Below are 13,717 nucleotides of genomic sequence, written 5' to 3'. Positions count from 1 at the left end.
ATAGTTAAACTATGGCTTTTTTATGACAATGATAAAATGATGTAACGATTCGCTGCTTGAGCATTACAACAAGCACAACTATGCTAAAAACAACAATCAAATGAATCATATAAGGGCGTTATGGGACTGGAACAATGGGTTCTATCTATCATGGAGAAACTGGGATATTTAGGCATCGCATTTTTAATGTTTCTGGATAACGTTTTCCCGCCTATTCCTTCAGAAATTATTATGCCCTCAGCGGGCTACACAGCATCGAAAGGTGAACTCACTCTCATCGGTGTAATTATGGCTGGCAGTGCAGGTTCAATTCTGGCAGCGATGCTGTTGTATTGGATAGGACGAAAAGTTCCTCAGCAACGCTTGTTTAATCTAACCGAACGCTACGGCAAATATTTACGTATTCAAGTTTCTGATTTAGAAAAAGCACTAGACTGGTTCAACAAGCATGGGCATCGTATTGTCTTTTTTGGCAGAATGATTCCTGCGGTACGGTCTTTGATTAGTATTCCGGCAGGCATGAGTAAAATGCCTTTTGCAAAGTTTATGTTTTATAGCATTGCAGGCACCTTAATCTGGACCAGCTTTCTGGCTTATTTAGGTTTTCATTTTAGTCAGAATCAAGCATTGATGAGCTTGATCATGCAACGTATCAGCATCATCATTTTAGCGATCGTTATTCTGTATCTGTTGTGGTGGGCGATTAAGAAATTTTATCTCAACAAATCCAATCAATAATCCAAACCCTACGGTATTCAATCGACAATTCTCAAGATCACTAATTTAAAGTAGCCAACCATAACTGGCTTTGCTGCATTTCGTCTCTTAGCCAATCTCTCAACAATAGCTTTCGAACATCCTCTTCAAACGGTTGGGCTGATAAAAGATAGTAAGATGAACCATCGGCATAACCAGAGGCCACCTGTTCCAGCAAATGATATTTAAGTTCTCTTTCAACCATATAAGCCGAAACAACAGTTGTTCCCAGCCCTGCCAGACAAGCTTCAATACATAAATAAAAATGCTCAAGAGAAACAGCTTTCATCTCCTTGAGTTGCGCTTGATGATGACGCTTAAATTGTTGCCACAATTGAGGCCTAGACTTGGAAATAAATACCTGATTTCCCGTAGACTGTGCATGCTTAGCTTTTACATAGAGCATCTGCTCATCTGCAATTTTTTCACTGTAGACCGCAGTGCCCCAATCAAAATCATCTCTCCGTAAAGCCAAGTCAATATTTTGCGCCCTAAAATCGACCTCTCCTCCCGCAGTTAACAGACTGACCTCAAACTCAGGATAAAGCTGTTTAAATTGCGCTAAACGAGGAATCAGCCATTTCATTGCAATCGTCGGCTCGCAAGACAACACAAGATTCTTTTTTATTTCCGTCTGTTGTTGTAATTGTAATAAGCATTGATCAAGCTGCTGGAACACTTGCTGGCAACAATCAAATAAAATCTCACCTTGTTGGGTTAATCGTAATTTTCGTGCTTCCCGAATAAATAAAGCAAAACCGAGCATATCTTCCAGACTTTTAAGCTGCTTACTCACCGCACCTTGTGTCACAAATAAGCGTTCTGCGGCAATCGTCATGCTTTCATAACGAGCAACATAATAAAAAAACTTAAGAGAATTCAAAGATAAACGCTCAATCATTCCAAAAACTCATGCATAGACAGGAATTAATTTCGTTTTTAAATATAACAAGAATATGAAAAATATAGAAATTATTAAAATGATTAGCTTAGGAATAGATGAGTGAATGAAATAATCACGGTAGGGTTGGTTACCTTATTAGCCGTTATTAGTCCAGGTGCAGATTTTGCCCTCGTAAGCCGAAATAGTTATCTTTATGGTCGATCTTTGGGACTCTGCACTGCTTATGGTATTGCTTGTGGTGTCTGGGTGCATGTTGCATATAGCGTGATTGGATTAACGTTTTTGCAGCATCATATTCCCAGTTTAATTCATATTATCCAGTATATTGGAGCGACCTACCTGATTTATATTGGCTATAAGATATTCACTCAAGCGCCAGTTAGATTGAATGACAAAAATATTGATCTGACCCGCTGGCAAGCATTTAAACATGGCTTTTTCACCAATAGTCTAAATCCTAAAACCACATTATTTGTCATGAGTATTTATTCTCAACTCATCAGCACCGAAAATAGCAATATGACACTTCTTGGCTATGGACTTTTTATTTCTGCAAGTCACCTTGCATGGTTTTGCATGATTGCCATTTTTTGTGCTACCCCAGTGATTCGAAATAAGATTTTATCCAAGCAAATAATCATTAATCGTGTGATTGGTGCTGTACTCAGTGGATTAGGGCTTAGTTTATTTCTTGCCACATTTTAACGTCTTATAATAATAATCATTGTAATATAAATACCCTGATGTGATTTTAATCATAAAAATCCACCGATAAAAAAACGTCCTCTAGGGACGTTTTCATATTTATTTTTTCTAGGGCAACTTTTTTTAAGCTGCGCCAGATGTAGCATTACGCTGGCGTATGATACATCAAATAGAGTTCATTTAAGTTTTCAGGAATTTCTTCTGCCAATTCATCCATTAGCTGACCATTACGGCGGAAAGATTCCATTTGTGGATCTTCTTCATCAATTCCGCTAAAGACCATGATTGGTAAAGTTAAGTCAATCAACTGTTCTTCAAATTCAGGCGCAAACCATGCATCTTCATTGAGGAACATTGCATCAACAAAACCAACACTCCAATCGCCTAAGCTTGACTCAACATCAGCTTCTTCGATTTCAAATGGAAACTCGATTCCATTTTCATTGGCTAAATCCTGACGAATAGATTCCAACCAAAGCTTCACCTGCTCAAGTACTTCAGCAGGAAGTTTTTTATGGTTACCTTCGAAAAGTTCATCTAACCAACGATCAAATTGTGGACCAACGGCAATTGCACACAAAAAGCCATGAGTCGCTGCAAAATCTAGACCGTATTCGTTTTGATCACCGTCAAGATAATTACTCAATAAGTCTAAATCTAACGTGCTCATTCTTTGTTTAATCCAATTTTAAAAATACATCGGCAACAGCATAACATTTTCGGGCGTGAAGTCTTAGCAATTTCGCTTAGTCTTCGTCGTCAAGGTCATCATCGTCGAAATCATAGTCAAAATCTTTTAATTCTCGTTCTAAACGACGTTGAGCTAAAAGGTCATCAATTAAACGGCGCTTTTCTAATGATTCTTTAGCGCTGATTTTTCCTGATGACTCATCAAAACCAACATCATCTTCACCGTAGTTATCATCATCTAGTTCAAAATCTGTAGAAGACACTAAGTACCTCTAATGAAAAAATGTTAATGGGTCTAGCCGCTATTTATCGGTCTTGGCCCACCTTGTCAAGTTTTATTTGTTTTTTTTACCATAAAACCGTGTTTTGTACTTTTTTTCGGCAGTTTTTTTGTGTATTTATAATCCAGGGACATCAACAATGAAAAAAGTTCTTTAAACAGGAATTACGCTTGAAAAATTATGACTTAACCCCATATTCAATGAACAAACGTGAAATCAAATCTATTTTTTATTTAGAGCAAACGGATCAAATCCAAAACATTCATCGTGAATTGTGCTATCATGCACGGTTTTTCACCGCCACAGATTCAACAAAAGAGTAAGCAAAGATGAGCGATATGAATTCCCCTACTTCGCAAGTAGCGGCTCTGATTAGCCGAGGCAAAGAGCAAGGTTATTTAACTTACGCTGAGGTTAACGATCATCTACCAGACTCAATTACGGAAAGTGAGCAGATTGAAGACATCATCCAGATGCTTCAAGACGTTGGTATTCCAGTGCATGAACGTGCGCCAGAAACTGATGACACCATGTTTGGTGAATCAACTGAAGCTGCTGACGAAGTTGCCGAAGAAGAAGCTGCTGCCGTATTAGCATCGGTTGAAAGTGAGCCTGGTCGTACCACTGACCCTGTACGTATGTATATGCGTGAAATGGGTACAGTTGAACTTCTTACACGTGAAGGCGAAATTAGCATTGCAAAACGCATCGAAGAAGGTATTCGTGACGTTTTACATTCGATTGCTTACTGGCCAAATGCTGTTGAAGTTGTTTTACAAGAATATAATGATTTTTTAACTGGCGAACGTCGTCTTGCCGATATTCTTTCTGGCTATTTAGATCCGGAAACTGACGAAGAAATTCCAGAAGTTCTGGAAGAAGCTGAGATTGAAGAAGAAGATGAAGAGAAAGATTCTTCTAAAGCCAAAGACGTCAAACTTGATGATGATGACGAAGAAGAAGAATCTGAAGGTGATGATGACTCTGAAGGTGATTCAGGTCCAGACCCAGAAGTTGCTAAAGTTCGTTTCTCAGAATTAGAAGCGGCTTGGAACGAAACAAAAACAGTTGTGGCAAAACACGGTCGTAACAGTGAAGAAGCGAAAGCAGCACTTGAAGCGCTTGCTGCTGTGTTCATGATGTTCAAATTTACGCCACGTCTGTTTGAAATCATTTCAGAAATGATTCGTGGTACACATGAACAAATTCGTTCAAATGAACGTGAAATCATGCGTTATGCAGTGCGTCGTGGCCGTATGGACCGTAACCAGTTCCGTACCACCTTCCCAGAGCAAGAATCAAATCCTGCATGGTTAGACGAACAAATTGCAAAAGCACCTGCTGAAACCAAAGCACATTTGGAAAAAGTACGTCCAGACGTATTGGCATTCCAGCAAAAGATTGCCGATATCGAGAAAGACCTTGGCTTAAACGTTAAAGACATCAAAGAGATTTCTAAGCGTATGGCTGTGGGCGAAGCGAAAGCACGCCGTGCCAAAAAAGAAATGGTTGAGGCCAACTTGCGTTTGGTAATTTCGATTGCGAAAAAATATACCAACCGTGGCTTACAGTTCCTCGATCTTATTCAAGAAGGTAACATCGGTTTGATGAAAGCCGTAGACAAGTTTGAATATCGTCGTGGTTATAAATTCTCGACTTATGCAACTTGGTGGATTCGTCAGGCGATTACCCGTTCGATTGCGGATCAGGCACGTACCATTCGTATTCCAGTACACATGATTGAAACGATCAACAAGATCAACCGTGTGTCGCGTCAGCTACTTCAAGAAATGGGCCGTGAGCCTACACCTGAAGAATTAGGTGAACGTCTGGAAATGGACGAAGTTAAGGTTCGTAAAGTACTTAAAATCGCAAAAGAACCGATTTCGATGGAAACACCGATCGGTGATGATGAAGATTCGCATCTTGGTGACTTCATTGAGGACTCAAACATCACTTCTCCAGTAGATGCTGCGACCTCGGAAGGCTTGAAAGAAGCGACGCGTGAAGTGCTTGAAAACTTGACTGAACGTGAAGCGAAAGTATTGAAAATGCGTTTTGGTATCGACATGCCAACCGATCATACTTTAGAAGAAGTAGGTAAACAGTTTGACGTTACGCGTGAACGTATTCGTCAGATTGAAGCGAAAGCATTACGTAAGCTTCGCCACCCTTCTCGTTCTGAACACTTACGTTCATTCTTGGAAAACGACTAATCTTTGGGACATCTTGAGTGAGGGTTAAAGCCCTTATTCAAGACTTGAAGTTCAATACTTCATCCCCATCTATGTATTAGATCAAAAGCGCCTGCACTGATGCAGGCGTTTCAAATTAAGAGGTTGCTCATGTTAGACCGCACTCCTTCTCGTGAATTACAAGAACATCTTTGGGTCTTCCCAATGGACTATCCAATCAAATTGATTGGTAATGCAGGGGATGAACTTCGAGTCGCTGTTGTTGATATTTTGCAGAAGCACTTCCCTGAATTTGATGGTAACTCAGTAAAAGTTCAGCCTTCACGTACAGGTAAATACCACTCTTTAACAGCCCAATTACGCTTTGAAGAGCTGGAACAAGTTCATGCGTTATATGCTGATCTTGCAGCCTGTCCTTTAATCAAGACAGCGCTTTAATAGAGAAATCCAAAATGCGAAAGTGTTTTGGATTTTTTTTGCGTAAAAATAATCTTCTTCCTGTTGATAAATCGCTATTTATCTTCTCAAAATCATTACATAATTACGCCACTGACCCATTAAAAATTGCAAAGGAAATTCTGTTGTAATGAGTGCTGTAAAACCAAGCTTAATCATTCGTTGTTTCAATGATCTACAAGATTACACGACTCGTTTTGAAGCCATGAAAGACTTCACAACCCATCGTGATGAAAACACCCCTGATGAAGTCTGGTTATTACAACATCAGGATGTTTTGACTCAAGGTCAAGCAGGCAAAGCCGAACACATCCTCATGCACAGTAATCTGCCAATTGTTCATACAGATCGTGGCGGTCAAGTGACTTGGCATGGCAAAGGCCAACTGGTTGCTTATTTCCTATTAGATCTCAATCGCTTGAAATGGCATGTCCGTACTTTGGTGAGCTTTGCCGAGCAAGCCATGATTGACTTGCTCAAACAGTACAATATCGATGCCTACGCCAAACCCGATGCACCTGGAGTTTATGTGGATGGACGAAAAATCGGTTCACTAGGCTTTAAGATTCGCCGTGGTCGTAGCTATCATGGTCTTGCGCTCAATATTGACTGTGACTTAACAGGCTTTCAAACCATTAACCCATGTGGCTATGCAGGTTTAGAAATGGTGCGCCTGCAAGACTTACTTGAAGATTATCCAAGCTTTGAACAGCTCTGTGATACTTTCATTGCTTATTTAAAAAATACCGATTTGTTTAATGACCTTGTAGTCAAATCTGAATAATTTACTTTTCAATCCCGATAAAATAAATTAGAGTAAAAGCTCTAAATTAGCTTTTGCATAATTTTAATAAGGGATGAGCAAGTGATTTCAACCAAAGCAGTGAAGCCCACTTTGCAATTTGCCTATGTCAAACTCATGATGGATGTCGTGGGTCGTGGCCTCGTGATGGCAAGCCAAGTGGATCGTGAAGTACAAGAGGAAGTGTCCAAGTTTCCTGTTGGTTTTATCCTTTCAATGAATGTTTTTCCAAATGGGCCTGCATTCATTGCTCGAGTGACCGAAGAAAAACAATTAGAGCTTCTGCCAAACTACAAAGGCAAGCCAGATTTAACCATTACTTTCAAACATCTGACCCATGCCTTTCTGGTATTTTCATTTCAGGAAAGTACAGCTCAAGCCTTTGCCAATGACCGTATGATCGCTGATGGTGATGTCTCCAGCGCCATTCGTTTAGTGCGTTGCCTGAATAAAATGGAAGCTTTGATCCTACCCAAATTGATCGCTTCACTTGCTGTGAAACGCTACCCTGCTGAATTGACATTAAAAGAAAAATTCGCAGGTGCAAAAAATATTTATCTTAAAGTCGCAAAATCATATCTGAAACGGAGCGCATAACATGGCTAAGCCTTATTACGAGTTTTTCTGTCCAGTAAAAGTCATTGCTGGTAACGCTGCGTTAGAGCACATCCCTTTTGAATTAGCGACTTTAGGCGCAAAACGCCCAATGATCATTACCGATAAAGGCGTGCGTGCCAATGGTTTACTCAGCCCAATTGAAGCTGCTTTCAGTACAACCGATGCAGTAATTGGTGCGATTTTTGATGATGTACCACCCGATTCAAGTTTGGAAGTGGTTCGTCTCGCTGCTGAACTGTATCGCAAGCAAAAATGTGATGCGATCATTGCGATTGGTGGTGGTTCAGTCATTGATACCTCTAAAGCAACCAACATCTTGGTATCTGAAGGTGGCGATGACCTTTTGCAATATTCAGGTGCGCACAACCTGCCAAAACCACTAAAACCATTCTTCGTGATTCCAACCACTTCTGGTACAGGTTCAGAAGTGACCATGGTGGCTGTGGTTTCTGATACGCAACGCAATGTAAAACTGGCTTTTGCCTCTTATTATTTGATGCCGCATGCTGCGATTCTCGATCCACGCATGACCCAAACCTTGCCACCGCATTTGACAGCCATGACAGGTATGGATGCACTGACGCACTGTGTTGAAGCCTATACCTGTTTGGCAGCCAATCCACTTAGTGATGCCTATGCAAGCGCAGGGATTAAAAAGATCAGCGAAAACCTGTTTAAAGTTTTAGACAATCCTAGCGATGCACAAGGTCGTCTAGAGCTTGCTCAAGCATCAACAATGGCTGGGATCGCCTTCTCAAATTCAATGGTCGGTTTAGTCCATTCACTGGGTCATGCGCTTGGTGCCGTTGCTCATCTGCCGCATGGATTGTGCATGAACTTATTCTTGCCATACGTGCTCGAATATAACAAAGAGATCAATGGCGACAAGATTGGCGAATTACTGCTTCCACTTGCAGGTGCAGATATTTATGCACAAACACCAGCTAATCTCCGTGCAGATAAAGCCATTGCGACGGTTCTTGCCATGCGTGACCGCTTATTTAGCCTAACCAAGTTACCACGTACCTTACGTGAAACTGGTAAAGTCACCGAAGCACAACTGGATGAAGTGGCTGAAAAGGCATTGAATGATGGCTCAATCATTTACAATCCAAAAGAAGCAAACCTGCAAGATATTCGTGCAATCCTGCAAAAAGCATGGTAATACATTGAATTAAATGATTTTAATTGGAATAAAGCCTCAATTTTGAGGCTTTATTTTATTTCAGTGAATCTTTATTCATCTTTTTGTTTACCCTTTTGGCAAAAAAGTTGCTAAAAAAAGTGTAAAAGTACTGCCAATTTATAGCGTTTTACGATAGATTGGCGCACTTCGTTTTTTCTGTAGGGGGGATCATTTCGTCTCAAATGATCCTTAAACCATAGCTGATCCTTGATCAACGATTATGAGGATAACGCCGTTGACAAATATCTCTGGGACTCCATCGGTAGCTAAGCTGCAAAAGACACTGGGTCTTTGGCACATTATCATTATTGGTTTAGCTTACATCCAACCCATGACTTTGTTTGACACTTTCGGATTGGTTTCGGAAGAAAGTCATCACCATGTTCCGACCTCCTATATTGTTGCCCTGATTGCAATCTTATTTACTTCAATCAGTTATGGTCACATGATTCGTCGATACCCATCATCAGGATCGGCTTATACCTATGCACAAAAATCAATTCATCCCAATGTAGGTTTCATGGTGGGTTGGTCATCTTGGCTGGATTATTTACTTTCCCCGATGGTCAATATTATCTTGGCGGTGATTTATCTTGAAGCCTTATTCCCAACGGTGAATCATTGGGTCTGGGTGGTTGTGCTCACCGCATTTATGACAGGGATCAACTTACGTGGTGCCCGTTTTGTCGCCAACTTTAATAGCTGGATTGTACTGGTACAGTTGATTGTGATTGCGACATTTACCTATCTGGTTTATGACAAATTGCAAATGGGGATCAATGCGGATGGCGCGATTACGGCTGAAACCCGCTATCAGTTATGGAGTATGGAACCCTTCTGGAATGAACTAACCTCGGTTGGTGCATTAATTACAGGTGCAACCCTACTCTGCTTCTCATTTACAGGTTTTGACTCTCTCAGCTCTCTGGCAGAAGAAACCAAAGATACAGAAAAAACCTTACCGAAAGCGATTTTTCTGACTGCATTATTTGCTGGTGTTATTTTCATTATTAGCACCTACTTTATGCAGATTTACTTCCCGAATGATCCTAAGTCGTATTTCACCAATATCGCTGAAACTCAACCTGAGATTCTGCTTTTGGTCGGCGGTTCATTATTCCAGTCTTACGTACTTGCTTTTGCAATTGTAACGGTCATGGCGTCAGGGATTTCTGCACATGCAGGCGTTTCTCGCTTAATGTACGTGATGGGTCGAGACGGCGTGATCAACAAGAAGATTTTCGGTCATATTAGCCCGAAGACTTTTACACCGTCGTATAACATTATCATTGTCGGTTTAGTCGCATTGACTGCGGGCTTTATGGATCTGGATATTGTTATTTCAATGATTAGCTTTGGTGCACTGACAGCATTTACCTTTGTAAACCTGTCTGTTATTTCTCGATATGCATTACGAGATGGCCGAACTAAAAACCTGAAAGACATTATCAGCTTTGTAATTATTCCTTTGCTTGGCTTCATCAGCATCTTTGCAATGTGGCTTGAAATTGAAGAGTCGGCATTGAAGTTCGGTTTATGGTGGGCAATGTTTGGTATTTTATACTTGGGTTATAAAACCAAAGGCTTTAAATACAACGCACCACAACATAATGAATTTGATGACAAGCACTAATCTTCATCCGATTTAAAATAAAAAAGGCGTTGAATGCGCCTTTTTTATTATCTTTCATTTTAGCCATGCAACTTTTCAACAATTGCTTTCACACGTTGAGCGTAAAGCTTCGCAGTCTCTAAATCACCTGTGGGAATTTCATCGGTACTCGCATCTGACGGTGACTGAACCAACAGACCAACTGAACCACCCAAATTATTGATATCCTCGCGCTTAGCCGCTTTGGTATTGGCTGGCAACAAGCCCAAGCTCACCCAAATTCCACCGTGCTGTGATGCCAAAGTTTGTAACTGGATTAAGGTGACTTGCTTATCACCATTCAAACTCGCACTGTTGGTAAAGCCAGCAAACACCTTATCTTGCCAGCCGCGGGTAAACCAGATTTTAGAAGATGCATCAGCAAATTTCTTAAACTGCCATGGCGTTGCTGCCATATAGGTTGGTGCACCAAAAACAATACCTTGTGCGTCATTAAGCGTTTGCCAGTCTTGTTCAGTAATCTCACCATTCTGATCAATTTCAATCAGAGAGGCATCAATTACACCCGCAAAGGTTTCAGCAATCACTTTGGTATGACCATAGCCAGAGAAATATACAACCGCAATTTTTGTCATGGATTTATCCAGAATTTTTAAAAAGTTCGATTTAATGATATATTTTAGAAACTAGGTGTCAATTAGTTACCATTTGGTAACTAGGGATAGTCAGTTGAAAAAGTTGAGGGTTTTAAAATGAATCAAGCATTAAAATATGATATTTATCAACAACATTGTCCTGCACGTTTATTTTTCGAAAAAATTGCAGATAAATGGGTTTTAATGATTATCAATGTGCTTGCCCGAGAGACTCAGCACTTCAATTTACTAAAAAAAAGTATTCAAGGCATTTCGCCTAAAGTATTGTCTCAGAAGCTCAAAATGCTTGAACGTGACGGCTTTATTCAACGGCAAGTCCAGAATACCGCACCGATTCGGGTTGATTACTCACTCACTCCACTCGGCTTAGAAGTTGCAGAAATGGCGTATCAATTAAAAGATTGGGCTGAAAGTAATATCGAACAGGTCATCTACGCTCAACAACATTTTGATTCGATACAAGAACAAGAAATCGAATAACACAATGAGGTACGAATATGTATCCACAACCTTTAATTGCAGTTGCAGATGTTGAGAAAACCAGTCAGTGGTACCAAACAGTACTTGGCTTAGAAAGTGGTCATGGCGGCAAAGAATATGAACAGTTACTGTTTGAACAACGTATGGTGTTGCAGTTGCATCAATGGCAAGCACATGAACATCCACATATTGGTGATCCCAAGCGACTGATTGGCAACGGCGTTTTATTATGGTTTGAAAGCAATCGATTTGATGAGATTGTAAAAAAACTACAAACCCATCAAGTCGAAATTTTAGAAGGCCCTAAATACAATCCCAATGCACATCATCGGGAGATCTGGTTTAGAGATCTCAATGGTTACACGCTGGTCGTTGCAAGCCCTTATGGTGATCTCTAAGCTGCGAACTTAAAGTTGTTTAAAACCTTGTTGTCTCCATGCTTCATAGACAATCACGGCTGTCGCATTGGAAAGATTCAAGCTTCTTGAGTTTTCCGCCATTGGCAAACGAATCCACTGCTCTTGCGGAAACATCAGGCGTACCTGTTCAGGTAAACCACGGGTTTCAGGCCCCATCAATAAGGCAACTGGACGATTCAGATCGACGGTATGCGGTGTCGCACTGCCTTTAGTCGTCAATGGGAAGACATGCTCCACCCCCTTCGCTTTTAAATCAGCAAGGCAAAGCTCGATATTGTCCCAAATTTGCATTCTTGCCCATTCGTGGTAGTCCAAACCTGCACGTTTCAACTTTTTATCATCCAGCTCAAAACCCAAAGGTTTGACTAAATGTAGTTGCGCACCTGTATTGGCACATAGACGAATGATATTACCTGTATTCGCTGGAATTTCAGGCTCGTATAGGACGACATGAATCACAAATTTTCTCTACTTTTCACAATCCCTCCTAACCTCCCTTTGGAAAAGGGAGGAACTCCCCCCCTCTTTTTTTAAAGAGATGAGAAGCGGTTATAGCTCCGCAAGGAGAGATTTTATTGCCATTTTAACTGTTCACGTAGACTGACCACTTCACCAATAATGGTTAAAGTTGGCGCTACGATCTGATGTTCAGATACCTTAGTTGCGATATCCGCCAATGTACCCACCACTACTTTTTGCTCAGGTGTGGTACCTTTTGAAATTAAAGCCACTGGCATAGTTGGACGCTGACCATGTGCAATTAATTGCTCACAAATGCGCTCCAAACCAACCAAACCCATATATAGAACGAGCGTTTGGTTTTCATAGACTAATTCATTCCACGGTAGCTCAGGCGAGCCTTCTTTTAAATGTCCTGTCAAGAACCGTACACTTTGCGCATAATCACGATGGGTGAGTGGAATGCCTGCATACGCTGAACAACCCGAAGCTGCGGTAATACCTGGAACGACCTGAAAGGTCACATTGGCTTCAACCAGTTCCTGAATCTCTTCACCACCACGACCAAAAATAAACGGATCACCACCTTTTAAGCGGCATACACGTTTACCTTGTTGCGCATATTCCACCAATAAAGCATTGATGCCATCTTGTGGAACCGAATGATTAGAGCGAGCTTTACCGACATAAATCTTTTCAGCATCGCGGCGGCATAAGTCCAAAATGGGCGCAGATACGAGACGGTCGTAAATCACCACATCCGCCTGTTGCATTAAACGCAATGCTTTTAAAGTCAAAAGCTCAGGATCACCTGGCCCCGCGCCGACCAAATACACCTCACCTTTCGGTGCCGTCCATTCAGTCAAAGCTTGTTTAATGAGATCATTGGCAACATCAAGATTGTCATTAAAGACTTGTTCTTTCAGCGGACTGGCGTACAGGTTTTCCCAAAAGATACGGCGTTCATCTGGATTGGCAATTTTGGCTTTGACTTGCTTGCGCCATTGACCAGAAAACTCAGCCAATTTGCCCATCCCATGCGGCACAATGGTTTCAATCTGGGTGCGTAACTGTCTGGATAAAACAGGCGATGCGCCATTGGAAGCGACCGAAATCACCAAGGGAGAACGATCAATAATCGCAGGCACCATGAAACGACAATGTGGAATATCATCGACACTATTCACCAGCAGATTACGCTGTTCACACTGTTCAAATACGCTTTTATTAACGTCAGGCTGATCTGTTGCCGCAATCACTAAGCGATAAGCTGTTGCCAGAACATTTTCAGAGAAAGGCGATTGAATATATTGCCCTGTCGATTGCTCAACAAGCTGATGTAATTCAGGAATGATGTCAGGTGCAATGACATCAACAATTGCACCTGCTTTGACCAACAAGTTTGCTTTGCGGTAGGCAATATGCCCACCACCCACAATCAGACAACGTTGCTGTTGCAACTTTAAAGAGATTGGGAAAATTTCCACGTGACGCCTCT

16 protein-coding genes are annotated in these 13,717 nt (G+C 41.1%); 10 read left to right on the top strand and 6 right to left on the bottom strand.

The genetic code is table 11. The annotated features are described in order from the left end of the window. Positions 1–120: 120 nt before the first annotated feature. Complete coding sequence (locus A9Z07_RS12065; protein ID WP_069578916.1) at positions 121–738, top strand: DedA family protein; 618 nt, start codon at positions 121–123, stop codon at positions 736–738. A 40-nt stretch (positions 739–778) separates the two neighbouring features. Here the strand turns inward: A9Z07_RS12065 and A9Z07_RS12060 are convergent, their stop codons facing one another. Then, the gene (locus A9Z07_RS12060) at positions 779–1,657 is read right to left on the bottom strand and encodes a LysR family transcriptional regulator (protein ID WP_069578915.1); all 879 of its coding nucleotides are present in this window, start codon (positions 1,655–1,657) and stop codon (positions 779–781) included. 102 nt (positions 1,658–1,759) lie between these two features. On the opposite strand from A9Z07_RS12060, the gene A9Z07_RS12055 reads away from it, so the two are divergent. Next, positions 1,760–2,365 (top strand): LysE family translocator, encoded by a 606-nt coding sequence (locus A9Z07_RS12055; RefSeq protein ID WP_069578913.1) that lies wholly within the window; start codon positions 1,760–1,762, stop codon positions 2,363–2,365. Between the two features lie 145 nt (positions 2,366–2,510). Here A9Z07_RS12055 and A9Z07_RS12050 read toward each other — a convergent pair whose 3' ends face one another. Together A9Z07_RS12050 and A9Z07_RS12045 are read right to left on the bottom strand one after the other, a co-directional pair. Then, on the bottom strand, positions 2,511–3,035 hold the full coding sequence (locus tag A9Z07_RS12050) for a YecA family protein (RefSeq protein ID WP_005227080.1): 525 nt from the start codon (positions 3,033–3,035) through the stop codon (positions 2,511–2,513). A gap of 76 nt (positions 3,036–3,111) precedes the next feature. Continuing rightward, a complete protein-coding gene (locus tag A9Z07_RS12045; RefSeq protein ID WP_004775189.1) occupies positions 3,112–3,318 on the bottom strand; it encodes a PA3496 family putative envelope integrity protein in 207 nt (68 codons plus the stop codon). A 347-nt stretch (positions 3,319–3,665) separates the two neighbouring features. Between A9Z07_RS12045 and rpoD the strand changes: the two genes are divergently transcribed. The 6 genes from rpoD (at position 3,666) to A9Z07_RS12015 (ending at position 10,226) form a co-directional block, all read left to right on the top strand. Beyond that, on the top strand, positions 3,666–5,552 hold the full coding sequence (gene rpoD / locus A9Z07_RS12040; RefSeq protein WP_004775191.1) for an RNA polymerase sigma factor RpoD: 1,887 nt from the start codon (positions 3,666–3,668) through the stop codon (positions 5,550–5,552). Between the two features lie 129 nt (positions 5,553–5,681). Continuing rightward, positions 5,682–5,969 (top strand): YbeD family protein, encoded by a 288-nt coding sequence (locus A9Z07_RS12035; RefSeq protein WP_004775193.1) that lies wholly within the window; start codon positions 5,682–5,684, stop codon positions 5,967–5,969. Positions 5,970–6,117: 148 nt separating this feature from the next. Further along, a complete protein-coding gene (gene lipB / locus A9Z07_RS12030; protein WP_047429560.1) occupies positions 6,118–6,771 on the top strand; it encodes a lipoyl(octanoyl) transferase LipB in 654 nt (217 codons plus the stop codon). An 81-nt stretch (positions 6,772–6,852) separates the two neighbouring features. Beyond that, complete coding sequence (locus tag A9Z07_RS12025) at positions 6,853–7,386, top strand: hypothetical protein (protein ID WP_004775197.1); 534 nt, start codon at positions 6,853–6,855, stop codon at positions 7,384–7,386. Between the two features lies 1 nt (position 7,387). Then, on the top strand, positions 7,388–8,572 hold the full coding sequence (locus A9Z07_RS12020; RefSeq protein ID WP_005259214.1) for an iron-containing alcohol dehydrogenase: 1,185 nt from the start codon (positions 7,388–7,390) through the stop codon (positions 8,570–8,572). A gap of 256 nt (positions 8,573–8,828) precedes the next feature. After that, complete coding sequence (locus tag A9Z07_RS12015) at positions 8,829–10,226, top strand: APC family permease (protein ID WP_004775199.1); 1,398 nt, start codon at positions 8,829–8,831, stop codon at positions 10,224–10,226. Between the two features lie 59 nt (positions 10,227–10,285). Here the strand turns inward: A9Z07_RS12015 and A9Z07_RS12010 are convergent, their stop codons facing one another. Then, entirely contained in the window at positions 10,286–10,840 is a 555-nt protein-coding gene (locus A9Z07_RS12010) for a flavodoxin family protein (protein ID WP_069578911.1), read from the bottom strand. Positions 10,841–10,957: 117 nt separating this feature from the next. On the opposite strand from A9Z07_RS12010, the gene A9Z07_RS12005 reads away from it, so the two are divergent. Together A9Z07_RS12005 and A9Z07_RS12000 are read left to right on the top strand one after the other, a co-directional pair. Next, the gene (locus A9Z07_RS12005; protein ID WP_005259219.1) at positions 10,958–11,341 is read left to right on the top strand and encodes a winged helix-turn-helix transcriptional regulator; all 384 of its coding nucleotides are present in this window, start codon (positions 10,958–10,960) and stop codon (positions 11,339–11,341) included. 17 nt (positions 11,342–11,358) lie between these two features. Further along, positions 11,359–11,739, top strand: a complete 381-nt coding sequence (locus tag A9Z07_RS12000; RefSeq protein ID WP_069578909.1) for a VOC family protein — start codon at positions 11,359–11,361, stop codon at positions 11,737–11,739. Between the two features lie 9 nt (positions 11,740–11,748). On the opposite strand, the gene A9Z07_RS11995 is transcribed toward A9Z07_RS12000, so the two are convergent. Further along, a complete protein-coding gene (locus A9Z07_RS11995; protein ID WP_004669235.1) occupies positions 11,749–12,219 on the bottom strand; it encodes a tRNA (cytidine(34)-2'-O)-methyltransferase in 471 nt (156 codons plus the stop codon). A 113-nt stretch (positions 12,220–12,332) separates the two neighbouring features. Then, the gene (gene cysG / locus A9Z07_RS11990; protein ID WP_069578908.1) at positions 12,333–13,706 is read right to left on the bottom strand and encodes a siroheme synthase CysG; all 1,374 of its coding nucleotides are present in this window, start codon (positions 13,704–13,706) and stop codon (positions 12,333–12,335) included. Between the last annotated feature and the right edge of the window lie 11 nt (positions 13,707–13,717).

It is taken from the genome of Acinetobacter sp. YK3 (assembly GCF_001729365.1).
Classification (GTDB): domain Bacteria; phylum Pseudomonadota; class Gammaproteobacteria; order Pseudomonadales; family Moraxellaceae; genus Acinetobacter; species Acinetobacter vivianii.
The sequence above is the reverse complement of the archived record's forward strand: the minus strand, read 5'-3'. Positions and strand labels throughout refer to the sequence as shown.

Coding starts and splice junctions, on each gene's coding strand:
- A9Z07_RS12050 (WP_005227080.1), bottom strand. CDS start 3,035: ATGAGCACGTTAGATTTAGACTTATTGAGTAATTATCTTGACGGTGAT.
- A9Z07_RS12020 (WP_005259214.1), top strand. CDS start 7,388: ATGGCTAAGCCTTATTACGAGTTTTTCTGTCCAGTAAAAGTCATTGCT.
- A9Z07_RS12000 (WP_069578909.1), top strand. CDS start 11,359: ATGTATCCACAACCTTTAATTGCAGTTGCAGATGTTGAGAAAACCAGT.
- A9Z07_RS12035 (WP_004775193.1), top strand. CDS start 5,682: ATGTTAGACCGCACTCCTTCTCGTGAATTACAAGAACATCTTTGGGTC.
- A9Z07_RS12060 (WP_069578915.1), bottom strand. CDS start 1,657: ATGATTGAGCGTTTATCTTTGAATTCTCTTAAGTTTTTTTATTATGTT.
- A9Z07_RS12005 (WP_005259219.1), top strand. CDS start 10,958: ATGAATCAAGCATTAAAATATGATATTTATCAACAACATTGTCCTGCA.
- A9Z07_RS12010 (WP_069578911.1), bottom strand. CDS start 10,840: ATGACAAAAATTGCGGTTGTATATTTCTCTGGCTATGGTCATACCAAA.
- lipB (WP_047429560.1), top strand. CDS start 6,118: ATGAGTGCTGTAAAACCAAGCTTAATCATTCGTTGTTTCAATGATCTA.
- rpoD (WP_004775191.1), top strand. CDS start 3,666: ATGAGCGATATGAATTCCCCTACTTCGCAAGTAGCGGCTCTGATTAGC.
- A9Z07_RS12065 (WP_069578916.1), top strand. CDS start 121: ATGGGACTGGAACAATGGGTTCTATCTATCATGGAGAAACTGGGATAT.